Source organism: Nocardia sp. NPDC047654, from assembly GCF_043205035.1.
Lineage (GTDB): Bacteria > Actinomycetota > Actinomycetes > Mycobacteriales > Mycobacteriaceae > Nocardia.
The window spans coordinates 226,520-252,188 of the sequence record NZ_JBIDDF010000006.1; the positions used below are offsets into that span (position 1 = coordinate 226,520).

Annotated in this window: 25 protein-coding genes; 13 read left to right on the forward strand and 12 right to left on the reverse strand. The window is 68.9% G+C overall.

The window, feature by feature from the left end:
- The 3 genes from ACGF7Y_RS19510 to ACGF7Y_RS19520 all read left to right on the forward strand — a co-directional run.
- Positions 1 to 298 (forward strand): hypothetical protein (locus ACGF7Y_RS19510; RefSeq protein ID WP_393235655.1); only part of this gene is annotated, 298 nt, incomplete at its 5' end.
- Complete coding sequence (gene fdhD / locus ACGF7Y_RS19515) at positions 295 to 1,134, forward strand: formate dehydrogenase accessory sulfurtransferase FdhD (RefSeq protein ID WP_393235657.1); 840 nt, start codon at positions 295 to 297, stop codon at positions 1,132 to 1,134. The genes ACGF7Y_RS19510 and fdhD, both read left to right, overlap by 4 nt.
- 80 nt (positions 1,135 to 1,214) lie before the next feature.
- Positions 1,215 to 1,754, forward strand: coding sequence for a hypothetical protein (locus ACGF7Y_RS19520; RefSeq protein ID WP_393235659.1), 540 nt, complete (start codon positions 1,215 to 1,217; stop codon positions 1,752 to 1,754).
- Between the two features lie 96 nt (positions 1,755 to 1,850).
- Here ACGF7Y_RS19520 and mihF read toward each other — a convergent pair whose 3' ends face one another.
- Positions 1,851 to 2,165 (reverse strand): integration host factor, actinobacterial type, encoded by a 315-nt coding sequence (mihF, locus tag ACGF7Y_RS19525; RefSeq protein ID WP_040865486.1) that lies wholly within the window; start codon positions 2,163 to 2,165, stop codon positions 1,851 to 1,853.
- A 351-nt stretch (positions 2,166 to 2,516) separates the two neighbouring features.
- Here mihF and ACGF7Y_RS19530 point away from each other — a divergent pair, with 351 nt between their 5' ends.
- The 4 genes from ACGF7Y_RS19530 to ACGF7Y_RS19545 all read left to right on the forward strand — a co-directional run bounded on the left by ACGF7Y_RS19530 (position 2,517) and on the right by ACGF7Y_RS19545 (position 5,504).
- Positions 2,517 to 3,302 carry a helix-turn-helix domain-containing protein gene (locus ACGF7Y_RS19530; protein WP_393235662.1) on the forward strand — a complete coding sequence of 262 codons (786 nt, stop codon included), beginning with the start codon at positions 2,517 to 2,519 and terminating at the stop codon, positions 3,300 to 3,302.
- Between the two features lie 41 nt (positions 3,303 to 3,343).
- Positions 3,344 to 3,721 (forward strand): nuclear transport factor 2 family protein, encoded by a 378-nt coding sequence (locus ACGF7Y_RS19535; RefSeq protein WP_391467488.1) that lies wholly within the window; start codon positions 3,344 to 3,346, stop codon positions 3,719 to 3,721.
- A 107-nt stretch (positions 3,722 to 3,828) separates the two neighbouring features.
- On the forward strand, positions 3,829 to 4,398 hold the full coding sequence (locus tag ACGF7Y_RS19540; RefSeq protein WP_393235664.1) for a carboxymuconolactone decarboxylase family protein: 570 nt from the start codon (positions 3,829 to 3,831) through the stop codon (positions 4,396 to 4,398).
- A 224-nt stretch (positions 4,399 to 4,622) separates the two neighbouring features.
- Positions 4,623 to 5,504, forward strand: coding sequence for a hypothetical protein (locus tag ACGF7Y_RS19545; RefSeq protein WP_393235666.1), 882 nt, complete (start codon positions 4,623 to 4,625; stop codon positions 5,502 to 5,504).
- Between the two features lie 129 nt (positions 5,505 to 5,633).
- On the opposite strand, the gene ACGF7Y_RS19550 is transcribed toward ACGF7Y_RS19545, so the two are convergent.
- From ACGF7Y_RS19550 to ACGF7Y_RS19580, 7 genes are all read right to left on the reverse strand, one after another.
- Positions 5,634 to 5,900, reverse strand: a complete 267-nt coding sequence (locus ACGF7Y_RS19550) for a ribosomal protein L7/L12 (RefSeq protein ID WP_393235668.1) — start codon at positions 5,898 to 5,900, stop codon at positions 5,634 to 5,636.
- A 28-nt stretch (positions 5,901 to 5,928) separates the two neighbouring features.
- On the reverse strand, positions 5,929 to 6,339 hold the full coding sequence (locus ACGF7Y_RS19555) for an STAS domain-containing protein (RefSeq protein WP_393235670.1): 411 nt from the start codon (positions 6,337 to 6,339) through the stop codon (positions 5,929 to 5,931).
- 148 nt (positions 6,340 to 6,487) lie between these two features.
- Positions 6,488 to 7,768, reverse strand: coding sequence for an ATP-dependent Clp protease ATP-binding subunit ClpX (clpX, locus tag ACGF7Y_RS19560; protein ID WP_040865558.1), 1,281 nt, complete (start codon positions 7,766 to 7,768; stop codon positions 6,488 to 6,490).
- 461 nt (positions 7,769 to 8,229) lie between these two features.
- Positions 8,230 to 8,898 (reverse strand): ATP-dependent Clp protease proteolytic subunit, encoded by a 669-nt coding sequence (locus tag ACGF7Y_RS19565; protein ID WP_040865481.1) that lies wholly within the window; start codon positions 8,896 to 8,898, stop codon positions 8,230 to 8,232.
- A 70-nt stretch (positions 8,899 to 8,968) separates the two neighbouring features.
- Positions 8,969 to 9,556 carry an ATP-dependent Clp protease proteolytic subunit gene (locus tag ACGF7Y_RS19570; RefSeq protein ID WP_040865480.1) on the reverse strand — a complete coding sequence of 196 codons (588 nt, stop codon included), beginning with the start codon at positions 9,554 to 9,556 and terminating at the stop codon, positions 8,969 to 8,971.
- Between the two features lie 234 nt (positions 9,557 to 9,790).
- Positions 9,791 to 11,167, reverse strand: coding sequence for a trigger factor (gene tig / locus ACGF7Y_RS19575; RefSeq protein WP_393235672.1), 1,377 nt, complete (start codon positions 11,165 to 11,167; stop codon positions 9,791 to 9,793).
- A 260-nt stretch (positions 11,168 to 11,427) separates the two neighbouring features.
- Positions 11,428 to 12,009: an FKBP-type peptidyl-prolyl cis-trans isomerase gene (locus tag ACGF7Y_RS19580; protein ID WP_393235674.1), complete on the reverse strand. Its 582-nt coding sequence runs from the start codon at positions 12,007 to 12,009 to the stop codon at positions 11,428 to 11,430.
- Positions 12,010 to 12,217: 208 nt separating this feature from the next.
- Between ACGF7Y_RS19580 and ACGF7Y_RS19585 the strand changes: the two genes are divergently transcribed.
- The 5 genes from ACGF7Y_RS19585 (at position 12,218) to ACGF7Y_RS19605 (ending at position 18,266) form a co-directional block, all read left to right on the forward strand.
- Entirely contained in the window at positions 12,218 to 14,692 is a 2,475-nt protein-coding gene (locus ACGF7Y_RS19585) for a phosphoketolase (RefSeq protein ID WP_393235676.1), read from the forward strand.
- Positions 14,693 to 14,706: 14 nt separating this feature from the next.
- Positions 14,707 to 15,327, forward strand: a complete 621-nt coding sequence (locus ACGF7Y_RS19590) for a TetR/AcrR family transcriptional regulator (protein ID WP_393235678.1) — start codon at positions 14,707 to 14,709, stop codon at positions 15,325 to 15,327.
- A 179-nt stretch (positions 15,328 to 15,506) separates the two neighbouring features.
- Positions 15,507 to 16,256 (forward strand): DUF6008 family protein, encoded by a 750-nt coding sequence (locus ACGF7Y_RS19595; RefSeq protein ID WP_393235680.1) that lies wholly within the window; start codon positions 15,507 to 15,509, stop codon positions 16,254 to 16,256.
- A gap of 940 nt (positions 16,257 to 17,196) precedes the next feature.
- A complete protein-coding gene (locus ACGF7Y_RS19600) occupies positions 17,197 to 17,571 on the forward strand; it encodes a hypothetical protein (protein WP_393235682.1) in 375 nt (124 codons plus the stop codon).
- A 149-nt stretch (positions 17,572 to 17,720) separates the two neighbouring features.
- Positions 17,721 to 18,266: a hypothetical protein gene (locus ACGF7Y_RS19605; protein WP_393235684.1), complete on the forward strand. Its 546-nt coding sequence runs from the start codon at positions 17,721 to 17,723 to the stop codon at positions 18,264 to 18,266.
- 54 nt (positions 18,267 to 18,320) lie between these two features.
- On the opposite strand, the gene ACGF7Y_RS19610 is transcribed toward ACGF7Y_RS19605, so the two are convergent.
- From ACGF7Y_RS19610 to ACGF7Y_RS19625, 4 genes are all read right to left on the reverse strand, one after another.
- Positions 18,321 to 20,867, reverse strand: a complete 2,547-nt coding sequence (locus ACGF7Y_RS19610; RefSeq protein WP_393235686.1) for an ATP-binding protein — start codon at positions 20,865 to 20,867, stop codon at positions 18,321 to 18,323.
- A gap of 42 nt (positions 20,868 to 20,909) precedes the next feature.
- A complete protein-coding gene (locus ACGF7Y_RS19615; RefSeq protein ID WP_393235687.1) occupies positions 20,910 to 23,441 on the reverse strand; it encodes an ATP-binding protein in 2,532 nt (843 codons plus the stop codon).
- 107 nt (positions 23,442 to 23,548) lie between these two features.
- Positions 23,549 to 24,124, reverse strand: a complete 576-nt coding sequence (locus ACGF7Y_RS19620; RefSeq protein ID WP_040865472.1) for a dihydrofolate reductase family protein — start codon at positions 24,122 to 24,124, stop codon at positions 23,549 to 23,551.
- A 244-nt stretch (positions 24,125 to 24,368) separates the two neighbouring features.
- Complete coding sequence (locus ACGF7Y_RS19625; RefSeq protein ID WP_393235689.1) at positions 24,369 to 25,103, reverse strand: MerR family transcriptional regulator; 735 nt, start codon at positions 25,101 to 25,103, stop codon at positions 24,369 to 24,371.
- A gap of 203 nt (positions 25,104 to 25,306) precedes the next feature.
- Here ACGF7Y_RS19625 and ACGF7Y_RS19630 point away from each other — a divergent pair, with 203 nt between their 5' ends.
- Entirely contained in the window at positions 25,307 to 25,663 is a 357-nt protein-coding gene (locus ACGF7Y_RS19630) for a DUF1707 domain-containing protein (RefSeq protein WP_393235690.1), read from the forward strand.
- Positions 25,664 to 25,669: the final 6 nt, after the last annotated feature.

Consider the following 25,669-nt stretch of genomic DNA (forward strand, 5'->3'; position numbering starts at 1 on the left):
ACACAGCATGAGCGGTCAGACCCGCAGGCGGCAGCGCAGCGTAACCACGCAGGGCCCCGCTCATGCCGACGACAAACACAGCATGAGCGGTCAGACCCGCAGGCGGCAGCGCAGCGTAACCACGCAGGGCCCCGCTCATGCCGACGACAAACACAGCATGAGCGGTCAGACCCGCAGGCGGCAGCGCAGCGTAACCACGCAGGGCCCCGCTCATGCCGACGACAAACACAGCATGAGCGGTCAGACCCGCAGGCGGCAGCGCAGCGTAACCACGCAGGGCGAGAGGCACACCGCATGAGCCGCGTCACCGCCCGCCGCCGGATGCGACGGATCACTCCGGACGCGGACATCCAGCGCCCGGACACCCTCGCTGTCGAAGAGCCGCTGGAAATCCGCATCGGCGGCCAGTCGCTGACGGTCACCATGCGCACCCCCGGCGATGACATCGACCTCGTGCACGGCTTCCTGCTGAGCGAGGACATCATCCGCTCCGCCGAGGACATCGTGGCGGCCCGTTATTGCGCGGGCACCGATGACCAGGGCCGCAACACCTACAACGTCCTCGACGTCACCCTGCGCACTCCGGTCCGGGCGCAGACCCGCTCCTTCCTCACCACGGGAGCCTGCGGGCTGTGCGGCAAGACCGCCCTGGACGAGGTCCGCACTCGCACCCGGTTTCCCTTGCCGCCCGGCGTGCCCGCGGTGGACACCCGCGCACTGGCCGCCATGCCCGGCATGCTGCGTGACCGGCAGTCGGTGTTCGACGCCACCGGCGGCCTGCACGCGGCGGGCCTGTTCACCGCCGAAGGCCGGCCGCTGGCGGTGCGCGAGGACATCGGCAGGCACAACGCGGTGGACAAGGTGATCGGCTGGGCACTGCGCGAATCCCGGGTCCCCGCCCACGATCTGGTGCTCATCGTGAGCGGGCGCGCCTCGTTCGAACTGGTGCAGAAAGCCGTCATGGCCGGGATCCCGATGCTCGGCGCGGTCTCCGCACCCAGCTCGCTCGCGGTCGACCTGGCCATCGATGCGGGGCTCTGCCTGGTCGGCTTCCTCCGCGGCGACACCATGAACGTCTACAGCGTCCCCGAGCGAATTCGGGTCGAGCCGGGCGCCGACTCGTTGTTGGCCTGACTCACTATTGCCCGCGCCGGATACCCGTTTTACCGTGACTGCACGGAGCCGAAACGGGTTCGGCGAGAACGGAGCGACCGATGCGGATCTCGGTGCAGGGGAACTCCGAGGGCCTGCGGGTGCGGATGCGGTTCGAGCAGCACCGCCGCCTGCTGCTCACGCGGATCGTGCTGGCCGTCTTGGCGGTGCAAGGAGCCGTCGTCGGCCTCTGGGCCGCCCTGGCGCCGCATTCCTGGTACACCAGTTTTCCGGGGTTCGGCATTCGGTGGGTGGCGGCGGACGGCCCGTACAACCATCATTTGGCGGCCGACGTCGGGTCCTTCTTCCTGGCGCTGACCGCGGTGACGATCGCCGCGCTGGTCCTCGACCGGACGACGGCGGCCCGGATGGCCGGCATCGGGTGGCTGACCTTCGGTGTCCCCCATTTTCTGTACCACGTCCTGCACAAGCCGGCCGAAATGGGCGCGGCGAGCTTCGCTGCCAGCCTGATCGCGGCATTCCTGCTGGTGGTCGGTGGAGCGGTCTGCGTCTTCGCCCCGCCGCGAGGCGACCTTCCTTTGTCGGATCCGCAGCCGGTCACGGTGCGTTTCCCGCGCCGCCGTACGCGGCCGTCTCGTTGACCGGCCCGGTCGGCCTGCGAGTGCGGGACGCCCGTGGGAGATCACCACGGGCGTGATCCGGTGCGTCCGCGGATGCGCCGCCGAATTCCCCGCCCGTCAGTCCTTCAGCGCTTCGAGCAGTGCCGCGCGCTGACGCGCGCCGAGACCACCGATGCGGCGATCCTCGGGGATCTCCGCCTGGTCCATCAGCTTGGCGGCCTTCACGGGCCCGACACCGGGCAGGGCCTTGATCACCGCGGCCACCTTGGTCTTCTTGACCAGCTCGTCGGAATCGGCCTTCTTCAGCAGGTCCGCGACCGAGACCTTGCCCTCTTTCACCTTGCCGATCAGTTCGGAGCGCGCCTTGCGGACCGCAGCCGCCTTGGCCAACGCCTCGGTGCGCTGCTCTGCGGTCATGGTAGGCAGTGCCATGTCTCCTCCGCTTCCACTCGTCACTCGAACATCTGGTTGACCGGACCGAGTAAACAGCACGCCACCGAGAGCGCAAGCTCGACACACCGGGGCACGAACAGCGGAAATAGCGATGAATTTCCCCGGTTCGCGCCGTCGGAACCGGTGAACGGCCGACGCTCGACGGGCGAAAAGGACGAAAGGAACAGCGGCGGTAACACGGGCGGCGGCTTCCCCGACAGACTCAGCGAACACCGAGCACGGAGACGGTTCAACGTCGAACCAGGGGGATCAACGGCGATCCCCCGTACCCGCCGCGGTGAACGACAACCGAACACGGTCACACCCGCACAGCCGTGCCAGCATGGCGGCATGCCGAACGCCCCGCACGCATTGCCCGCGATGCTCTGGCTGTGGGCCGGGCGGGCGATCTATCGCGGGCCGTCACTGCGCCTGGACGCGCATTCGACCGCGGTCGACTGCCTGGCGGTCGGGATCGATGCTCCGTTCACCCTCGCGGCCGACGGCATCGCACGTTCCGTGCGCAGCGCCCTCGTGCCGCCGCGCCGGGTCCACCGGGTGATCACCGACGGTGACCACATGATGTTCTGCTACTCGGATCCCGGTTCGCCTGCCGCTCGCGCCTGCCGCGAGCGAATGACGCGGTGGGACAACGAGTTCGGGCTGCGCCATGCGGCGGAGGACGCACTGGTCACGGTATCGGGCAGCGCTCGCCCCGACCCGGGATCGCTGGCGGACCTCGCCGGTACGGCGCCGATTCCCCCGCTGGACGTTCGCATCGCGGCGGCGCTCGCCGACCTCGACGCACATCCCGCCGCCACGTTCCCCGCCGCGCGGTTCGCCGCGACCGCACATCTGTCTGAGTCGCGCTTCCTGCACCTGTTCGCCGCCCAGACGGGGACCTCGTTCCGGCGCTACCGCCTCTGGGCCAGGATGCTCGCCGTGGGGCGTGCCATCGCCGGAGGCGCGGACCTCACCACGGCCTCGGCCGAGGCCGGATTCGCCAGTCCCTCGCACTTCAGCGACGCGTTCCGCACCCTGTTCGGGCTGTCCGCTTCCGATTTGCTCGCCACCGGCGTCCAGATCGTCGTACTGGACGGGCCCGAGGGGATCGAATCGGGCACGCGAACTTGCTAGGCTGAAAAAACTAGAACACGTTTCACTTCGGAGGAGACTCGATGGCCAAGCAGATCCGCGACGTGGTCGAGCAGTACGTCAAGCTGGTCGGCTCCGGCCCGACCGAGGACATCGTGGCGCTGTACGCGCCCGACGCGATCGTGGAGGACCCGGTCGGCACCCCGCCCAAGCGCGGCCACGCTGCCATCCGCGAGTTCTACGAAGTGATCGCCGCGCTGGATCGGGAGACCGAGTTGCGGCCGGAGAACATCAGGATCGCGGGCAATCAGGCCGCGTTCCCGTTCACCATCGTCACCAAGGTCGGCGGACAGCGTTTCGTCCTGTCGCCGATCGACGTGATGGAGTTCGACGAGGAAGGCCGGATCACCGGGATGCGCGCCTACTGGAGTCAGGAGGACATGCGGGTCGAACCCGAGTAGTCGTGCGGCGGCCGGGTGCGCCACGTCACATCGCGGCCCCATCACATTCCGGCACGGTCTCTCGTCCGAGAAGTAGGAACCACATCCGCTGATCGAAGGAGATCGACATGGGCGCCACCCGTATAGCCGCCGTCACCCCGCAGCAGGCCGGCCCGATGACCAAGTTGCTGTACCGGCTGGCAAAGCGCCGCTTCCGGGAAGTGCCGGAGCCGTTCGCCGTCACCGCCAACCATCCGAAACTGCTCGCCGCCAACGCCGTCCACGAAACCATGGTCGACAAGGCCAGCACCGCCCTTCCCGCCGTCATCCGTGAGATCGCCGTCTACCGCACGGCGTGGACGATCGGTTGTTCGTGGTGCGTCGACTTCGGCGCCATGCTCATGCGCCTGGGCGAACTGGACGTCGCGCGGCTGGAACACATCGCCGACTACGCGACCTCGCCGCTGTACTCCGACGACGAGCGCGCCGCCATCGCCTACGCCGACGCGATGACCGCCACCCCGACCACGGCCACCGACGAGCAGGTCGCCGACCTGGAGCGGCGCTTCGGCCGAGCGGGCGTGGTCGAGCTCAGCTATCACATCGCGCTGGAAAACTCACGCGCCCGGTTCAATTCGGCACTCGGGATCACCGCACAGGGCTTCAGCACGGATTCCTGCCGGGTGCCCTGGGCGTGAAAGCGGCCGTGGCGCTGCGGAAACGCGCGGGGCGACCTGGCACTTCGGCGCCGCGGGCACTCCGGACTGTCGTTAAAGCCCGGAATGCACTAAGAATAGGAGGTGTTGACGTCGCCTGGCCGTGCCGCGGTCGACGAGCTGCCGTCGCGAATTTCGCGCAACGGCAGGCCGTGCCGGCGTCTTCGGTTTCTCGAGTTCCCCTCCGCTCAACCCTTTGGAGCCGCATGCTCGACGAACAGACCTCGGACGACGACGTCGCGCGGCTGGCGAGACGGGTCGAGAAGGCCCGCGGCCGTCTCGCCTACCAGTTCGACCCGGCGCTGACCGGCGCGCTGTCGGAGGAGGAACTGCTCGCGGAACGCGAACTGGCCGAACGCATCCGGACGCAGGATCGCGACCAGCGCTGGAAGCAGGCCGAGGCGTCCGCCGCGGCGTCCGACCGGGCGCGCAACACCTCGGAGGCCATCGAGAAGGCCGAGATCAGAGACCTGCTGCTGGCGCGCAAGGCCATCGCCGCGCAGCGGCGCGCGTCCAGCCCGCATGCCAGGCTGGCGTCGCTGTACCGGCACCGTTCGTGGTCGCTCGGCTCGCTGGCCGGCGTGGTCGCCGCCGGGATGCTGTGGTCGGCGGTCAACGTCCAGCACAACATCGCGCCGGGTGGCCCGACCGACCCGCTGTACTGGTTCAGCTACCTGCTCGAGGCGATGATCAGCGTGTCGCTGATCATCATCATGATCGGCACGAACAAGGTCACCGAGTGGGGCGTGCTGGACAACCGCAGCCAAGTGGCGGCGGCCGAAGTCGCCCTGCTGACGCTCACCGTGGGACTCAACACCTACCCGTACGTGAGCGAGGGGCGGTGGTTCGACGCCGCCGTGCACGGAGTAGCCCCGGTGATGATCGGCGTCGCGCTGCTCATCCACGACGCCGCGAGCGCCCGATACGGACGCGCGATCAGCTACGCCACCGAGCAGGTGCGGAACCTGCCCGACCCGACCGGCCACGACCCCTTGCCGGAACCCTCTTCGGAGGACATCCGGTCCAGCGCGGACGCGGAGTTCCCGATGAATCTGCGCGCGCCGTTGGTTCAGGGCGCACACAGCTAGATCTATCGGTCAGCGGCGCAACAGGAGTCGTCACCGAACACGGCGTCCGGCGGGTGCGAACGACAGTCAGGGCCGGCGGGGGACGTGAGCCGTCGAGTGCAGACCGGCCCTCGTCCACCACACCGGTGTTCAGTACGGGTATCGGCTTTCGACGGCGTCCTTGGCCTCTTTGAGCCCGCACCCGGTGAGTTCCCGGTACCGCTTGATCGCGTGAATCTTCTTGCCCTGCGCCAGTAATCCGTCGATCTCCGCCATGCCGTCACCCCGCGGGACCGACGGAACGGCGCGCGGTGGTGCGGCCGACGCCGGCGCCTCGATGCCGAGCTGGGCCATGATCAGATCGAGTTTGACGTGCAACGCGTCGACCTTGCGCTCCAAGCGCCGGTTGGCAAACATGACCCATCGTAACGATCGACGCCGCTCCTCACGCCGCGTCGAGCACGGCGTCGGCGAGACTCGTCCGGGTTTCGAAACGCCCGAGGTCCTCGGCCAGCTGCAGCAGCCGGTCCACGCACCACGCACCGGTGACCAGGCGTAGCCGGCCACCGGTCTGCGTCAGCATGCTCCGCGCGTCGACCAGGACGTACAGCCCGGCGACGCCGAAGAACGTGACTTTGGAGAGATCGACGACCACCAGGGGCGCCGCCGTACCCAGTGAACCGATCAGTCTGCGACGGAACACCTCGACGGTGTAATAGTCGACCTCGCCCGCAAGGGCGCATAGCGTGACCTGGTCACTCGGGGCCGTAACGGAGATCTTGAGCCGCTCCGCAGGGTGATCGGCATTGCGAGCGGCGGTGAGAACGTACGTGGGATTGGCCAAGCCTGCCGACATGAGGACCTCGGTCCTGTCGCCCGCAACAATCTCCCGAGGAGGTGCTTGCGGGGTGCTGATGCGCTCCGGAAGACCGGGCCGCCGGAACTAGGCTGTTTGCTCAACCCTCACGAAGGTGTACCCCCGGGATGGGGCCGCCACACCCGTATTACGCCGACTTCTCCCGGCGCTCCGGCCGCTGCGCCTTGCGCGGCACGATGGTGGGCAGCACGTTGTCGTTGACCGTGTCCGCGTTCACGACCACCTTGGCGACGTCGTCGCGGCTGGGGATGTCGTACATCGCGGGCTGGAGGACCTCCTCCATGATCGCCCGCAGGCCACGCGCGCCGGTTCCGCGCAGGATCGCCTGATCGGCGACCGCCTCCAGCGCGTCGTCGGTGAACTCGAGGTCGACCCCGTCCATCTCGAACAACCGGACGTACTGCTTGACCAGTGCGTTCTTCGGCTCGGAGAGGATCTTGACCAGCGATTCCTTGTCCAGGTTGGTCACCGAGGCGACCACCGGCAGACGGCCGATGAACTCGGGGATCAGGCCGAACTTGATCAGATCCTCGGGCATGACGTCCGCGAAGTGATCGGTCGTGTCGATCTCGGCCTTGGACCGCACCTCGGCGCCGAAGCCGATACCGCGGTGGCCGGTGCGGTCGGAGATGATCTTCTCCAGGCCCGCGAAAGCGCCCGCGACGATGAACAGCACGTTGGTGGTGTCGATCTGGATGAACTCCTGGTGCGGGTGCTTGCGCCCACCCTGGGGCGGCACGCTCGCCTGGGTGCCCTCCAGAATCTTCAGCAGGGCCTGCTGCACGCCCTCGCCGGACACATCGCGGGTGATCGACGGGTTCTCGCTCTTGCGGGCGATCTTGTCGACCTCGTCGATGTAGATGATGCCGGTCTCGGCGCGCTTGACGTCGTAGTCGGCGGCCTGGATCAGCTTCAGCAGGATGTTCTCGACGTCCTCGCCGACGTACCCGGCCTCGGTCAGCGCGGTGGCGTCGGCGATGGCGAACGGCACGTTCAGCATCTTCGCCAGCGTCTGGGCCAGATAGGTCTTGCCGCAGCCGGTGGGGCCCAGCATCAGGATGTTGGACTTGGCCAGCTCGACGGTCTCGCCGCGGCTGTCGCGACCCTTGTCACCGGCCTGGATGCGCTTGTAATGGTTGTAGACGGCCACCGCGAGAGTGCGCTTGGCGGTGTCCTGGCCGATGACGTAGTTCTCCAGGAAGTCCCGGATCTCGGCAGGCTTGGGCAGCTCATCGAGCTTGACCTCGCTCGATTCGGCGAGTTCCTCCTCGATGATCTCGTTGCAGAGATCGATGCACTCGTCGCAGATGTACACCCCTGGTCCCGCAATGAGCTTCTTGACCTGCTTCTGGCTCTTTCCACAGAACGAGCACTTCAGCAGATCGCCGCCATCTCCGATGCGCGCCATCTCGTGGGTCCCTACTTCCTTGTCCGCGTGCAACCGTCCGTCCAGGTTGCCAGCTGTCCACCACTTTCGCAGCCGCAAACGCATCGACTGAATCGTGGCCGGTGGGCAGTGCTGTCAACCGGGAGCAAAGGTCCCTAGGTCGACCGTACCCGGTGTTCGGGACGGAGGTCGACAACTCGCGCATGTTTCTCGCGCGGGTTGTGCGAGTTGTCACGACGCCGAAAGGCGGACCGCCCGCCTGACCGGCATTAGAACACTCCGGACCGCACCTCGCGCCGCAGCGGGGTTCGAACACATTCTCGAACCGCGGCGGCGCGACAAGCGGTCCGGCCGGGCGGCATACCCATGGCATGCTTCCCGGCCGGAATTCCCTGTCATAGAACGATTTCCGAGCGTACCGCCGCCGGGATCGGCGATTCGCCCAAGTCGTCCCGGCCGGGCCGGAAACGACTATTCGCGCGTTATTTCTGCGCGCTGAGCTTGCGGTAGTCGAACACCGTGTCGATGATCCCGTATTCCTTGGCGTCCTCGGCCGTCAGGATCTTGTCACGGTCGGTGTCCTTGCGGATGGTGTCGGCGTCCTTGCCGGTGTGCCGCGCGAGCGTGGTCTCCATCAGGCGACGCATGCGCTCGATCTCGGCGGCCTGGATCTCCAGGTCCGACACCTGACCCTGGATGCCACCCTCCAGCGACGGCTGGTGGATCAGCACGCGGGCGTTGGGCAGGCAGGCCCGCTTGCCGGGCGTGCCCGCGGCGAGCAGCACCGCAGCGGCCGAGGCGGCCTGGCCCAGGCAGACCGTGGCGACGTCGGCGCGCACGTACTGCATGGTGTCGTAGATGGCCATCAGCGAGGTGAACGAGCCACCCGGCGAGTTGATGTACATGGTGATGTCGCGGTCGGGGTCCAGCGACTCCAGCACCAGCAGCTGCGCCATGATGTCGTTGGCCGAGGCGTCGTCCACCTGCACGCCGAGGAAGATGATGCGCTCCTCGAACAGCTTGTTGTACGGGTTGGACTCCTTGACGCCGAAGCTCGAGTGCTCGATGAACGACGGCAGGATGTAGCGAGCCTGCGGGCTCTGCGGCGCGATGCCGGACAGGCCGGCGCGCGGGTCGATCGAATTGGCCATCTTCGTCTCCAAAGTCGGTGCGGCGGCCGGACGTTCGAGGTGTCCGGGGGCCTGTGGGTGATCCGGTGCGTTACTTCTTGGCGCCGTTGGCCTGGTTCGCGTGGCTGATCACGTGGTCGATGAAGCCGTACTCCAGGGCTTCGGACGCGGTGAACCAGCGGTCGCGGTCGGCGTCGGTGGTGACCTGCTCGACCGACTTGCCGGTGTGCAGCGCCTGCAGCTCGTTCAGCTCACGCTTGGTGTGCGCGAACTGCTCGGCCATGATCGCGATGTCGGCCGCGGAGCCGCCGATCCCCGCGGACGGCTGGTGCATCATGATGCGCGCGTGCGGCAGCGCGTAGCGCTTGCCCTTGGTCCCCGCGGTGAGCAGGAACTGCCCCATCGACGCGGCCAGGCCCATGCCATAGGTGGCGATGTCGCACTCGGCGAACTGCATCGTGTCGTAGATGGCCATGCCCGCCGTCACCGAGCCGCCCGGCGAGTTGATGTAGAGCGAGATGTCCTTGGTGGGATCCTCCGCCGAGAGCAACAGGATCTGCGCGCACAGCTTGTTCGCGATGTCGTCGTCCACCTGCGTGCCCAGGAAGATGATGCGCTCACGCAGCAGGCGCTCGTACACCGAATCACTGAGGTTGAGACCAGCAGTCGCGGTTGTCATGACCCCTGCCTGGTTGATTGTCACGGATACCTGCCTTCTCTCGCCGGCTCGTTGCGGAGTGCCACATAGCCATCACTGGTCGGATATGCCGGACCCCATCGGGCGGGCCATCCGACTTGTCGTCACAAACATTAACGAAGCAGGGCGGCACCGAACTCCCGGTACCGCCCTTTCTTCGCTCACAGCGCAATCAGCGCACCTCTCGGGCGTCGAGCACGCCGACATTCCATGAAATTATTCGGCGTCCGCAGCGGCCGTCTCGACGGCCTGGTCCTCGTCCGCGGAATCGGCGGGAGCGCCGAACATTTCGGCGGTGTCCACCGTGTTGCCCTCGGAGTCGGTGACGGTCACCTTGCCGACCACGCCCGCCAGCGCCTTGCCGCGACGCACGTCCGCGAACACCGCGCCGAGCTGGCCCGCCTGCTGCACCTGCTGGATGAACTGCTCCGGCGACATGCCGTAGCGCTGCGCCTGGAACAGGATCCGCTCGGTGAGCTCGTCCTGGCCGACCTGGGTGCCCTCCGCCTCGGCGATCGCGTCCAGCAGCAGCTGGGTCTTGACCGACTTCTCGGCGGCCTCCTTGGTCTCGGTGTCGAACTCCTCGCGGGTGCTGCCCTGCGCCTCGAGCGCCTCGGCGAACTTGGCCTCGTCGTGATCGAAGCCGTGCACCGCGTCGTGGGTCACGGCGTCGATCTCGGCCTTCACCACGGCGTCGGGCAGCGGCACCTCGACCTGCTCGAGCAGGGTGTCCAGCACCTTGTCACGGATCTCGCCCGCCTGCTGCACCTTCTTGACCCGCTCGACTCGGCTGCGCAGATCGGCCTTCAGCTCTTCCAGCGTGTCGAATTCACTGGCCAGCTGGGCGAACTCGTCGTCGGCCTCGGGCAGCTCGCGCTCCTTGACGGTCTGCACCGTGACGGTGATGACCGCCTCCTTGCCCGCGTGCTCACCCGCGACCAGCGTGGAGGTGAATTCCTTCGACTCGCCCGCCGACAATCCGACCAGCGCCTCGTCCAGGCCCTCGATGAGCTGACCGGATCCGACCTCGTGGGACAGGCCGGTCGTGGCGGCCTCGGCCACCTCCTGGCCGTCCACGGTCGCCGAGAGATCGATGGAGACGAAGTCGCCGTCCTGCACCGGACGCTCGACACCGCTCAGGGTGCCGAAGCGCTGGCGCAGCGACTGCAACTGCTCCTCGATGTCCTCGTCGCCGACGGTGAACGCGTCGACGGTCACCGCGATGCTCTCGTAGTCCGGCAGGGTGATCTCCGGACGCACGTCGACCTCGGCGGTGAAGGCGAGTTCCTGACCGTCCTCGATCTTGGTGATCTCGATCTCCGGCTGGCCGATGACCTTCACCTCGGAGGTGGTGACGGCCTCGCTGTAGCGACCCGGCAGCGCGTCGTTGACCACCTGCTCGAGGATCGCGCCGCGACCGAGGCGGGCCTCGAGCAGCTTCGCGGGCGCCTTACCGGGACGGAAGCCGGGGATACGGACCTGCTTGGCCAGTGCCTTGTACGCGCGGTCGAAATCGGGCTTCAGCTCCTCGAAGGGCACCTCGACATTGATCCGGACCCGGGTCGGGCTCAGCTGCTCGACGGTGCTCTTCACGGACATGCTCCTTGTTCGTTGTTCGTACTGGTTGACGTTCGGTGTGCGGTGCCTCCCCGGCACTCCGAAGTCGGAACGGCGGATGAGGCGGCCCTACGCTGGCTACCGCGCTCCCCCGACCGGCGCAGATCCGGACCGGAGTCCCGGCCTCGGCCGAGACGACGAGGAATGCGGCGTACGCCACGCATCCCGACCAGGTTAGTTGACCGGCCGAGCGGACCTGCATCCGGCGGTGGCTCCGCGGGCCGCGAGGGCCGCGGTCACTTCCCCACCGACACCGCGTCGGTGACGAAGACCAGCGTCTCGTACGGCGCGATGCCCCGCCCGCCCGCGCCGTAGCCCAGCTCCGGCGGCACGATCAACAACCTGCGCGAGCCTTCTCGGACGCCGACGAGACCCTGGTCCCAGCCGTCGATGACCTGGCCTGCGCCGAGGTCGAGCTGGAACGGCTTGCCGCGACCGAACGAACTGTCCAGCGTCTTCTTGTCCGACCAGGTGACCAGCGCGTAGTTCATGGTGAGCTGCTGCCCCGCCGCGGCGCCGGGCCCGCTGCCCTCGATGAGGTCCTTGACGATCAACTGCTTCGGCGGGTCGCAGTCGTCCGGGATGGTGATGGTGGGCGCGGCGCCGAAGCCACCGGTGACGCCGATGTCCTCGGCGGTGCACTCCCGACCTTTGCTCTGCGTGGCCGGGCGCTGCGCGGGGGAAGGCCCCGCCGCCGCGGTAGTCCTCGTCGCGGAGACGGTCGTGGCGGTCGGCTCGTCGTCCGAGCCGCAAGCCGCCAGCGCGATGGTCGTCGCGGCGAGGGCGCCGATACCGATGATCCTTCCGAGAATGTGCATGCCGCGGACCCTAGACCACGAGCGGGCGCCGGGCGGGGCGAGCTTCCCGCGACACGCGCGGACCGCCGCGGGGAGCCCGCTCCGGCTAGGCTGGCGATGAATCTCCATCCGGCGTTGTCGATTCCGATCGGCAACCGTTGCAGGACCGGGACGGCGGTCACTCGTGGCGGCGCTGTCCTCGATACCCGAACGTGAGGAGAGTCGGCGTATGACCCACATGGCGAGCGCAGGTGGCGACACCTCGGCGGACAACGTCGGCAGCACCGGCGGCCGGACCGTCGCCCCGCGTCCCTACCGGCTCGCGGACGTGCCGGGTCCGTTGGAACGCGACGAACTGGCGTCGATCGACGCGTGGTGGCGGGCCGCCAACTATCTCGCGGTCGGCCAGATCTATCTGATGGCCAATCCGTTGCTGCGCGAGCCGCTGCGCTCCGAGCACATCAAGCCCAGGTTGCTCGGGCATTTCGGCACGGTGCCCGGCCTGAATCTGGTCTGGGCGCACGCCAATCGCGCGATCCGGCAACGCGGGCTGAACGCCGTCTTCGTCGCGGGCCCCGGGCACGGCGGTCCCGGGCCGAACGCGTGCGCCTGGCTGGAGGGCACATACTCCGAGCTCTACGGCCACATCTCGCAGGACGCGGCGGGCATGGGCGCGCTGTTCGGCCAATTCTCCTTTCCCGGCGGGGTGCCGAGTCACTGCGCGCCGGAGACTCCAGGCTCCTTCCACGAGGGCGGCGAACTCGGCTATTCGCTGCTGCACGCGTTCGGCGCCGCCTTGGACAATCCCGATCTCACCGTGTTCTGCGTGGTCGGCGACGGCGAGGCGGAGACGGGACCGCTGGCCACGAGCTGGCACGCGAACAAGTTCCTCAGCCCGGCGCGCGACGGCGCGGTGCTGCCGATCCTGGCGCTGAACGAGTACAAGATCGCCAATCCGACCATCCTGGCGCGCATCCCGGAATCGGAACTGCTCGCCTTGCTGCGCGGATACGGCTACGAACCGATCGTCGTCGCGGGTGACGATCCCGCGGCGGTGCACCAGGCGATGGCCGCGGCGGTGGACACGAGCATGGAACGCATCGACCGGATCCAGCGCGCCGCGCGCGGCGGCGGTGACGGGGCGCGGCCGACCTGGCCGATGATCGTGCTGCGCACACCCAAGGGCTGGACCTGTCCTCCGGTGGTGGACGGCGACCAGGTCGAGGGCACCTTCCGGGCGCACCAGGTGCCGTTGCCCGGCGCGCGCACCGATGCCGGGCACCGCGCGGTCCTGGAGCAGTGGCTGCGCTCCTACCGTCCGGAGGAGCTGTTCGACGACAGCGGCGCACCGGCGCCGGAACTGATCGCTCAGGTACCGGGCGGCGATCGGCGGATGAGCGCCAATCCGGTCGCCAACGGCGGCGCGCTGCTGCGCGACCTGCGCCTGCCGGACTGGCGCGACTTCGGCGTCGATGTGCCCGCGCCGGGTGCGACCGAGCACGAAGCCACCCGGGTGCTCGGCGGCTGGCTACGGGAGGTCACCAGGCACAATCCGGACAACTTCCTCACCTTCGCGCCGGACGAACTGGCCAGCAACCGGTTACAGGACATCCTCGAGGTCACCGGTCGCAACTGGCAAGCCGAGATCGACCCCCGGGACCAGAAACTCGACCGCACCGGCCGGGTGATAGAAGTGCTGTCCGAACACATGTGCCAGGGTTTGCTGGAGGGCTACCTGCTGACCGGCAGGCACGGCGTGTTCACCTGTTACGAGGCCTTCATCCACATCGTCGACGCGATGTTCAACCAGCACGCCAAATGGCTCGACGCCAGCTCGGCGGTGCCGTGGCGGCGTCCGATTCCCAGCCTGAACTATCTGCTGTCCTCGCACGTCTGGCGCCAGGACCACAACGGCTTCACCCACCAGGACCCCGGTTTCCTGGACGTGGTGCTGAACAAGAAGGCCTCGATCGTGCGGGTGTACCTGCCGCCGGACGCCAACACGCTGCTGTCCACCTATGACCACTGCCTGCGCTCCCGGCACTACGTGAACGTGGTGGTCGCGGGCAAGCAGCCCCAGGCCGACTGGCTGTCGGTCTCCGAAGCCGCCGAGCACTGCGCGCGCGGGATCGGTATCTGGCCGTGGGCGGGCCACCGGGACGAGGCGGGCGCCACACCGGATGTGGTGCTCGCCTGCGCGGGCGACGTACCGACGCTGGAGACCCTCGCCGCGGCCGCGATCCTGCGCGAGCGGCTGCCGGAGTTGCGCGTCCGGGTGGTCAACGTGGTCGACCTGATGCGGCTGCAACCGCAGGACGAGCATCCGCACGGTCTGCCCGACCGCGAGTTCGACACGCTGTTCACGCGGGACCGGCCGGTGATCTTCGCCTTCCACGGCTATCCGTGGCTGGTGCACCGGCTGGCCTATCGGCGCACCAACCACGGCGAACTGCATGTCCGTGGTTACAAGGAGCGGGGCACGACGACCACGCCGTTCGACATGGTGATGCTCAACGACCTGGACCGATACCACCTCGTCATGGACGTGATCGATCGGGTGCCCAGTCTGCGTGAGCGCGCCGCCGGACTGCGGCAGGAGATGGTCGACGCGCGCTGGACGGCTCGCGCGTGGACCAGGGAACACGGTGCGGACATCCCCGAGATAGCCGACTGGAGCTGGCCCTACGGGAGTGACCGCGGGTAAGTACGATCGACCGTATGGAAAGTGGCCCGCACACCGCCGAGATCACCGACAAGCGACTGCTGCGCGGTGCGCGAACTCGCGCCACGGTGCTGCGGCAGGCGGTCGACATCGCCTCGCTGGACGGATTGGACGGCCTCAGCTTCGGCAGGCTGGCCGCCGACACCGGGCTGAGCAAGGCGGGAATCCAGACCCTGTTCCGCACCAAGGAAGCACTGCAACTGGCCGCCGTCGACCACGCGCGCGACCGGTTCGTGGAAGCGGTCGTCGAACCGGCCCGTTCCGCGCCGCACGGCGTCGCCCGGCTACGAGCTTTGCTCGACCACTGGATGGTCTACGCCGAGACGCCGCTGTTCCCGGGCGGCTGCTTCCGCGTCGCGACCATGGCCGAATGCGACAGCAAGCCGGGCCCGGTGCGCGATGCCCTGTTCCGCGATCAGCGAGCGTGGGTAGGGCTGCTGGCACGGGAGCTGCGCTCGGCGGCGTCCGCCGGTGAGATCGCCGAATTGGACGCGGATCTGGTCGCGTTCCAGATCGATGCGGTGCTGTGCGCCACCAATACCGCTCTGCGACTCGGCGATCCGGAGGCCGCCGACCGCGCCCATCGCATCGTCGAAGGCTTTCTGCGACCGCTCTGAGCAAGCGCCATACGTTTCGGGTATGACACGGACCAATTGGTCGTTACTCCAGCGCATTCGGAAATCCCGGACAGGTGGCGTCGGCACCTTGTATCTTGCGGACAACGCGTTCCACGCGTTTCCGTAGCAGTCCCCCCATCCGTCGCCGTTGCCGGAGGGCGCGCAGAAGGGCGGTTCTCATGAACCACACAGCCGAAGCGACCGGGTTGGAAATCCTAGGTGCGATCTTGATGGTGGCCTGGATGGTCGTCATGTGGGCGGCCGTCGGCGCACTCGTCGTCGCGTTGCGTAAACCCCTGCGACCATGGATGTTCCGTACCGCACTCGGTGTCATCGCACTGGGCGTGGTGGCCCAGATAGGACACTTCCAGGAGCACGTGGCACAGGTCGGGTACTGGATCCAGCACCCGAACTCACCGGCGTGGATGACCCCGTGGGGCACCGGCCTGGCCAACGGATTCGGTCAGGTCAACCACATGAAGCCGGCGCTCGGCATGGAACTTCTGCACTTGGTGGGCAACTTCCATTTCCTCGCCGGACTGGTCGGCATCGCCCTGGTCACCCACCACGCCCTGGAGAGCAAGGCACGCAAGTGGGGTCGCATGGGCGTGCTGATGCAGGGCATCCACGGGCTCGAGCATCTCGCGCTCACCCTGACGGTCGCCTTCGGCACCAAGGCGATCGGGCTGTCGACCATCTTCGGCCTGCTCGACCCCGGCCCCGGCGCGGCGACGTACCGCATCTGGTGGCACTTCCTGGCCAACGTGATCGGCACGACCATCTTCGCTGTCGCGCTGTATCACCTGTGGCGCGAACGCGCGGTGATCGAAGCCCCGTTCCGCGACCCCGCCGCCGCGAAGCCGAAGCGCGCACCGGCCGCGGCCGAGGGTTCGGGCGCCCCGGCATTCGCGGCGGTGACCGAAGCCTGATAGACAGACCGATCTCGCACGCCTCGACGCGGCGCACCAGCGGCGTAGCGGCGTAGCGGCATTCCGCACAGACGCAAAGGGCGTCCGCCATCCCGGCGGACGCCCTTTGCGCGCATAGAGCAGCCCTCGGGACACACTGCCGACCGAAGCGAGGAGTTGCGGCCCTGAAGCCCCACACGGCCGATCGAAAGCTAGTGGTGCGGTCTACCGGATCCTGCAACGCCAGTCGATCTCCCAGCGCCGCGACCGCTCATAGTCGACCACCAACAGGTCGCCGGCATCGCCGTGCGCAGAGCTAGCGCAACGGATCATCCCGCTCACAGCGGCAACCAGGCGGACGAGCACTGCGGCCCATCCCCTGTCCAGCCGTCCCGATCCCGCGCACCTGCTGAAGCCACCTCTCCGGGAAGACAACAACCCTTCCCAGACATGAGAAACCCCTCGACAAAATATCGACCCGTCGATTAATGTGACGTTATCCAACGGCACGATAGATAGGGACCCGCGGATCGGACCACACCGGACCGATCCCGATCCCGAGGTGGCGAGATGAACGGACGCGAACGATGACCGGCATCACGCCGCACCAGCGACGGACACAGACCTGGCTCGTCCGCCCGCTGATCGTGAGCGCGATAGCGGCCACGCCGGAAACCCCGGCGTCGACCGAAGCGCTGGCCGGGCCCGACACGACCGTCGCCCCGCGCCCCGCAGCAGACCCGGGCCGCCACGGATACGACAGGCCGGGCTCTCCCCATTCCGACGACCGGGACCGAGCCGATCGGCACCGCCCCGCGGACGACATGTCCGCGACGGATGCCACCCCGATCCCCTCCCCACCCCCACCTCGCGCGGCAACCCCGACCACCGACGTTCGCCGCACCGCCGCAGCTCGCGCCGTACCGCCGTACACAGCGCGAAATCCGAACGGAGACTTACGATGACCGCCAACACCACTCATCTCGCTGCCCGACTGCTCGCTTGTGCCGCGATCGTCGGCACGCTCACCGCGGGCGCCGCGGGCATCGCCGGAGCGGAGTCGCATTCGGGTCCGTCCAACCCGCGCAACGGCACGGGTGACACCACCGGTTGGCACCACATCGACCCCATGGGCTACCACCATCGCGACAGCGACCGGCTGGACGCCGAGGAGGCCGACCAGGCCGTCCGCGACTACCGCCAGCGGCAGAACCAGGCGGCACCGGGCGACGTCCCCACCGGCGACGAGTCCGACGGCTCGAGCTGGTCGCGGGTGGCCCGCCCGGACGGCACCGGCTACACCGTCTGCCGGGCGCAGGCCACCTGGTGCCGGTGACCGCAGGACCGGCACACCCTCGCGCACTCGAAACCTTCCGTGACGTCCCTCTGGACTGATCGTCCCGCTATCTAGCGGCACATTACTTGAAGTATCACCATTCCCGGAAATCCACTCCGACCGGGATAACGCACGAAAGAGAAACACTCATGATCAAGATTAGCGGGCTTCGCCGGCCGACCGCGTGTGACGACAAGCGCGGCGGCACGGTACGGACGCTCACCCTGCTGGCGGCGGCAGCGGTGGCGGCGGGCGGCCTGAGTTTCGGCGCGGGCACCGCCGAGGCTCAGGGCGCTGCCTGCCTCTGGGCGGGGGGAGCCTACGGCCAGGGCACCACGGTCGTCGCAGGCGGCTGGACCTTCGCCTGCGGAACCGACGGACTGGGCGCGCCGTACTGGCATCGGGGAGCCCCCGCGCGGCAGGCCAGCACCGTGCCGAACCCGGGCGCCTACGCCCACCCCGCAGGCCTGTTCAGCCCCGGCGCCCGGCAGTACGGCACGGAGTACAACGACTACTGCGTCGGCAGCCAGCTCATCGAGGGTTCCGAGGACGTCTACCAGGTGGTCTCGGACGGACGCGGAGCGCTGTGGTGGAAGGCCGCCGGCTCGATCGACCAGTGGGCCTTCGATCCCGGTAGCGGCCCGCAGCGGTCCTGGCGGTCGTCGAGCCTGTGCTACGACGGCTCGCTGACCTGACCTGACCTGACCTGCCCGATCCCGGCTACCGCACGCCCGTGACCGTCACGACGGTCACGGGCGTGCTCGCGTTCGCGCGGGCCGCCGCTCGGATTCCAGCCGGATCCGCTCGGCGAGGTGATCCGGCACGTGCCAGCTGATGTCGGCCCTGGTGGCCGCCATCAGCTTCCTGCGCACGGACGCCACCTGGGCATCGACCGTCCGGATGGAACTGCCCCGGCGCGCGGCGATGGCACTGTTGGCCCAGCCCGCCGCGGCCAGCACCGCCACTTCGCGTTCCGCCGGCGTCAACTCCTCCCAGCGCGAGGCGGTGGACCTGGCCTGCGGGCGCGGGTTCGGCAGCTTGTCGACCGGCAATCTGCCGAGCAACAGCAATTGCAGCTCGTCGCGTTCGGGACGCAACCGGGCGCCGCGCTGGACCGCCGCCGCGTGGGCCTCGGCGCCGATGACCGCGGTGACCGCCGCGACGGCTCGAGCGGTGCCGCGAGCCACCAGCGTCACCCGGTCGGCGACGATGCCCATCGAGCGGTGCAGGGTGGCGATTCCGCCTTGCAGATGGGCGATCTCGGTGGCGGCGGCGATCGCCTCGGCGCTGCCGGTGTCGCCCGCCTCGATCCGGGCGGACAGCAGATAGGTCAGCGCCATCATGCTGAAGTGCGCGACCCAGCCCGCCGTCCAGGTGTCCCCGGTGATCAGTAGGCGCTCCAGGGTGGACTGACCGAGTTTCACCGCCTCCCGCGGATCGCCGTGCCGGGATACCGCGATCATCCAGGCCAGCTCCGCCCAGGAGGTCGCCCAGCCCGCGTCGGAAGCCACGGCCCGGTCCAGATGCCTGCGCGCGGCCCCGAGCGCGACGTCCGCGTCGCCCAGGTTCGCGTAGGTGAGGGCCTCGAACAGTTCGCTGCGCTGCTCCCCCGCCCGGTCGCCCAGAACGGCGAACTTCCGGCGTGCCCTGGCCAAGACGTCCACCGCCCGCAGGTCGAGGTGGATCAGCAGGAGTTCGAGGCCCCAGGTGAATTCCACCGCGGCGGGCAGGCCGAGGTCGGTCGCCGTCGTCGCACGCCAGCCCGCCCGCAGCTCCGAGGGCAGGCACTCCGCGGCGCATTCGTCCAGCAATTGCGCGGTGTAGGCGTGTCTGCCCTGCCAGATGGCGATCCAGCCCACCAGTGCGGTCGCATTGATGCGCAGCCGCGTCGGCGGCGGCTCGACCTGCGCGGTGACCTCCAGAGCCTGCTCGGTCAGACTGGTGATGGCCCGGTTCGAGCCGGTGATGAACGGCACGCGCAGCGCCATCAGCGTCGCGGCGGTTTCCAGTCCGACCACCGCCTCCTCCGGGTCGGTGAGGCTGGTCTCGACGGCGATGAGAATGTTGTCCCACGCCGCTCGCGCCCACGCGATCCACTCCTGCTCTCGCGGGCCGTACCAGGTGGCGGGCCCCGCGGCGACACGGTCGCGGTAGTGCCGTCGATGCCGGGCGAGCAGTCGCGCTTCGTCCAGGTGGTCGCCGCGGGTGGACAGCCGGTCGCGCACGAAGACTCGGACGCTCTCCAGCAGGTAGTAGCGCACCGTCGCCGCGGTGATGTGGGCCGACAGCAGCGAGCGTTCGACCAGGCGCTCGAGCAGCCCCTCGATCCGCTCGGGGGGTAGCGCCGGGTCCGCGCACACCGCCACGATCGCGTCCACTTCCGCCCCGCCGGACTGCGTCTCGTCGTTCTCGGCGTCGCAACCGGTGGCGAAGACCGACAAGCGCTCCAACAGCAACTGTTCGGGCGCGGGGCACAGACCGTAGGACCAGGCGATCACGTCGCGCACGCTGCGGTGCCGTTCGCCGACGCCACCCCTCGCGCCATGCGTCCACTGCAGGCGGCGATCGTCGGTGTCGCCGGACAACTCGCGCAACACGATCGCGGGTGGCCGGTGCAGCAGCCGCGCTGCGGCCAAGCGGATGAACAGCGGGTTGTTGTCGACGTGCCCGCAGATCCGGGTGGCGATGGCCAGTTGTCCGGGATCCTCGGGAATCGGCCGTCCGGTGCGCTCGGCTCGCCGCCGGAACAGTTCCAGGGCGTGCACACTGGACAGCGGCGGCACGGTCACCAACTGCTCGTCGATCCAGCCGACCGGCTCCCGGCTGGTCGCGACGATGGTCAAGCCGGGGATTTCCTGCAGCAGGCCGACGACGAGCGGACCGACGCCGCCCAGCACGTGTTCGCAGTTGTCCAGCACCAGGATGGTCCGGTGCGTCTCGTCCTCGGCGCCGGCATCGGTGAGGGTCTCCAGCAAGCCGTCCCACGCGGAGCGGCCCACTATGCCGTTCTTCGCGACGGACAAGAGCACTTCCTCGGCGACCGCTCCCGTCTCCGCGCCGGGCGCGAGGCGGGCCAAGCGCGTCCAGTGCACCGTGTGCCGTGCCCCGCCGCGGTATCTGCGCACGGCTTCCACCGCCAGCGTGGTCTTGCCGATGCCGCCGGGCCCGACCAGGGTGATCAGCCGGGCGCTCGACGAGTTCAGCAAGGCGTCTATCCGCCGCAGTTCGGCATGCCTGCCCACGAACTCCGCGGGCGCGGCGGGGCCGTTGCCTCCGCCGCTGCTCACCTCCGACATGCCGACGCACCTACCGATCCGGAAAACCACTGCTCGAGCAGCCTAATGGGCGCGTCCCGTCCTGCCTTTGCGGCTACGGCTCGGCCGCCGCTCGGATTCGTATCGGACCCGGTCGACGAGCTCGTCGGGGATGTGGGCCGCGATGTCGGCGCGGGAGGCGATCATGAGCTTCTGCCGGATGGCGGCCACCTGCGCGTCGACCGTCCGGATGGAGCTGCGCCTGCGGCGTGCGATGGCGCTGTTGGGCCAGCCGGCCGCCGCGAAGACGGCGACGTCGCGTTCGGCCTCCGAGAGGTCGCTCCAGCGCGTGGCGGGCCGCCGCGACACCGGCCGGGAAGCGGCCTGCCGGTCCGGCCGCCGGGCGGGCAGCGCCGGATCCGGGGCCGGAGACCACAGCGCGTCGAGTTCGGGACGCAGCCGCGTCCTGCGTTCGGCGGAGGCGTAGGCGCGGTCGCCGAGCACCGCGCGGGAGACCTCCGCGGCGCGGCGCATCTCGGCGGCGATCAGCGGGACCCGGTCGACGGATATGCCCATCGATCGCTGACGCGTCTTGAATCCGCCTACCAGGTAGGCGATTTCCCGCGCGGTGTCGGCGGCCGCGGCGGGATCACCGCCCTCGGCCCGCTGCGCGACGAGGACCTGGGCGAGCGCCACGATGTGCGCGCCCACCGCCCAGCTCGCCGTCCAGGTGTCCGGTTCGCCGCGGTAGCGGGTGAGCACCCCGTGGGTCAGCGTCAGCGCCTCGGTGGCGGACCCGTGTTTGGCGAGCGCCACCGCGCGCGCGATCTCGGCCCAGGCGCGCGACAATGTCGAACCGGACGACACCGATCGCTCCAGGAAGCGCGCCGTGTTCTCCAGCGCCTGCCGCCGGTCGCCGACGAGGGCGGAACAGAACGCCGCGAACACGTCGCTGCGTTCGGCGCCGATGCGATCGCCCTGTTCGACGAATTTGCGGCGGGCCCGAGCAAGGACGGTGACAGCGCGCGGGTCACCGCGCACGAGCATCAGCTCGAGCCCCCACAGCCACTCGACCGGGGCGGGCAGCCCGAAATCGATGTCGGTGTAGCGCGGTCCAGCTCCCGGGGGGAGGGCCGCGCAGTCCGCGAGCAGTTGCGGGATGTGATCGGTCCGCCCCTGCCACAGCGAGATCCAGCCGAGCAGCGCGGTGGCCAGGTCGGCCAGCCCGGAAGGGCCCAGTCCGGAGGCCCGGGTGGCCTCCAGCGCGCGTTCGGTCAACCGGGTCAGCGCGCCGGCGCCGGACTTGACGTACGGCACCTTCATCGAAAGCAGGACGGTGGCGATCTCCAGCGCGACCACGGCCTCCGCCGGGTCGGCCAGACCGGATTCGATGCCGAGCACGATGTCGTTCCACGCCGAACGCGCCCACGCCAGCCAGGCCTGATCCTGCGGTCCGAGCCAGATGGCCTGCCCGGAGACCACCTTGTCCCGGAAATACCGGCGGTGGCGCGCGGCGAGCCGGTCGAACTCCCCGCGGTCCCGGCGGCGCAGCCGCTCCCGGGCGAACACGCGGACGCTTTCCACCAGATACCAGCTGACCGTGGTCGCGGTGAGATGCGCCGACAGCAGCGACTGTTCGGTGAGCCGCTCCAGCAGGTGTTCGATCGCGCTCGCGGGCAGGGCGTCGTCGGCGCACACCGCGATCGCGGCGTCGAGCTCGATGCCCCCGCGCAGCGACTCGTCGTCGGTCTCGTACCCGGCGGCGAAGACCGACAGCCGTTCGAGCAGCAACTGCTCGGAGGCGCCGCACAGCGCGAACGACCAGGCGATCACGTCGTAGACACCGCGGTGACGCTGCTCGGCGCCCGCCCGTGCGCCGTGGGTCCAGTGCAGGCGTTTGTCGTCCGCGTCGCCGGTGAGTTCGCGCAGCACCATGACCGGCGGCTGGTGCCGCAGACGCGCCGCGGCCAGGCGGATGAACAGCGGGTTGTGGTCGACCCGGCGGCAGATCCGGGCGGCGACGGCCACCGCCTCGCGGTCGTCGGGGATCGCCCGTCCGATGAGTTCGGCGCGCTGCCGGAACAATTCGAGCGACTGCCGCGGCGACAGCGGCGGCACGGGCAGGATGTACTCGTCGGCCCAACCGATCGGTTCGCGGCTGGTGGCCAGGACGGTCAGGCCCGGCGCGGATTCCAGCAACTCGGCGATCATCGCCGCGACCACGCCGAGCAGGTGTTCGCAGTTGTCCAGGACGAGGACAGCACGCTCGGTGGAACGGTTTCCGCTGGTGAACGTGCGTACCAGCGCGTCACGGGTCGGTGGCGAACTGAGGTCGGTGCGCACGGCGGACTGCATCACATCCTGCGCGGTGGCGGTGCTGTCGGCCTCCAGCCCGGCCAGCCGCGCCCAGTACACCGGCCTGCGCCGGGCGTGCGCGCCACGGCACAACGCCTCCGCGGCCAACCGCGTCTTGCCGATCCCGCCCGGGCCGACCAGGGTGATCAGGCGGGCGCCGCTGTCCAGCAGCGCGCCCAGCCGGTCCAATTCCGTTTCCCGGCCGCAGAATTCACTGGTGGATGCAGGCAGCACGTCGCCACGTGCCTGAACCAGGGACATAAAACGAAAGTTAGCCGACGACGCGGCCACGCGCTCGACAATCAGAGGTTACGCAAAGGTCAAGCCCCTGTTTACCAGGGCAGCGGACCCCATTTCCGCGCCGATTGCTACCTCGCGGAGGCCATCTGCTGGTAGTGCATCTGGACCACCGCGCTGTCGAAGGTCATCACGTCGACGAGTTGCAGCCCCGAGACCACGGCGGGCGTCGGGAACAGCGGAATCCCGCCACCGAGCAGGATCGGGTGCACGAACAACCGGTACTCATCGATCAGGTCGTGCTTCATGAACTCCGACGCCGTCTCCGCGCCGCCGAACAGGACCATGTCGCATCCCGGCTGTGCGCGCAACGCGGTGATCTCCTCGACGAGGTCGTCCCGGACCACGCGGGTGTTCCAGCCCGCGGAGGACAGGGTGCGGGAGAAGACCACCTTGGGCGTCTGTTTCCAGCACCGCGCGAAATCCACGTAGAACTCCGAGATCGCGGGATCCACGTCGGCGGTCGGCCAGAACGACGCCATGATCTCGTACGTTTTGCGGCCGTAGAGGAACAGGTCGGCCGAGCGTAATTCGTCCAGGAACGACTCGCACAGTTCCTCGTCCACCACCGGCCAGTGGATCTCCTGATCCGGCCCCTCCGCGAAGCCGTCGAGCGACATCTGCATCCACAGCGTCACGCTTCCCATGTGCCCACACCCATCTGCTGCCCTTGTGCGACTTCCAGATTGTCGGGGAGAGCGACACTTCGGCGCATCGGTAGGTCGCCGGAAGACATACTTAAGTAGACGAGCGTAGGTAGCCTCGCGGCGCGCGAACGCGCGCCGGATGACACCAATATACCGTTGATCAACGGCACGTTACTGCTACGTATCGCCAATGATGGGAATCTGAAACGGAAATATTTCGACCCAAGGGGGTGCGCGCCGCCGGTCAGCTCTCCGGCAGCGTCTCCGCCAGCTCGGCGTCCTGGTCGAGATACCTTGCGATGAGCCGGTTCACGAGTTCGGCGGTGGTCTCCGCCGGGACCGCCCTGGTCGTCTCCAGCCGCTGCGCGAGTTCGGCGACCTGTGCCGGGCCGCGATCGGAATCCTGGAACGACGCCCACGCGGTCCGCCGGAACAGATCCACGTAGCGCCGGGCGATCCGCTCGGCGTCGGCGCGCAGCTTCTCCAGTTCGCCGAGCACCTCGTCGGCCGGGATGCCCACGGCCGCCATCTGCTCGAGGCTGTGCGCCAGACGGCGATCCGCGATGCGGTAGGTCGCCGCGTCGACGGGTTCGTACAGACCCGCCGCGACGACCCGGGCCAGACCGTTGGGCACGTCGCGATAGCGCTCGGCCAATTCGGTCGCCGCGATCGTTTCGCCCGCCTCGACGGCGGCCGCCTCGGGCGAGCCGGGCTCGGCGACACCGAGGATGTCCCCCAGATCGTCGCCACGATCCCAGGCGTTGAGCAATTCCCTGATGCCGTTGAGTTTGATCCCACGATCGAGCAACCTGCTGATGGTCCGCACCCGGTTGAGGTGGTCGGCGCCGTAGAAACCGGTACGCCCCTTGACCTGCGGGGGCGGCAGCACGCCCCGTTCGTGGTAAACGCGCAGGCTGCGCACGGTCGTACCGGCCTCCCGCGCCAGCTCGTCGATCGTGTACTCCACACCCGCAGTCATACCTCAAGGAAACCACATCGCAACACGGGACGGCCGCCGGTGCGCGGCCATTGTCGGGGCGACCGACCGGTCCATAGCGACATTTCAGCAAACATCGTCCGCACAGGGCGCCGCCACCTTCCGAGCGCTCGCCCGCCACCGGTCTTCCCGCCTCTGGAAATCCCCTCGATGCCGGGTCCCGCCGCCGCGCCTATCCTTCCGGCATGGGTGAATCCGCGGGCCTTCCGGCCAGTCTCGCCGACCGCGAGCGCGCGATGCGCGAGCTGACCCACCACCTGGGCACGGGCCGACTGAGCCTGGCCGAATTCGACGAACTCAGCGCGGCCGTCGCTGCCGCGACCAAGCGGAGCGAACTGGCCGAGCTGTTCGCCGACCTGCCGGGCAGCACACCGCCCCCGGCCGAGGTGACGCCGACCAACCCGCTGCCGCGCCTGGTCGTTCTGGCCGGCGCGGCCGTGGTCTTCTCGGTGGTGCTGGCGGTGACCACCGGCAACTGGCTGTGGCTGCTGGTGATCCTCGCCGCGCCCGCGCTTTTCATGCTCACCGCGCGCACCACCTGAGACCGG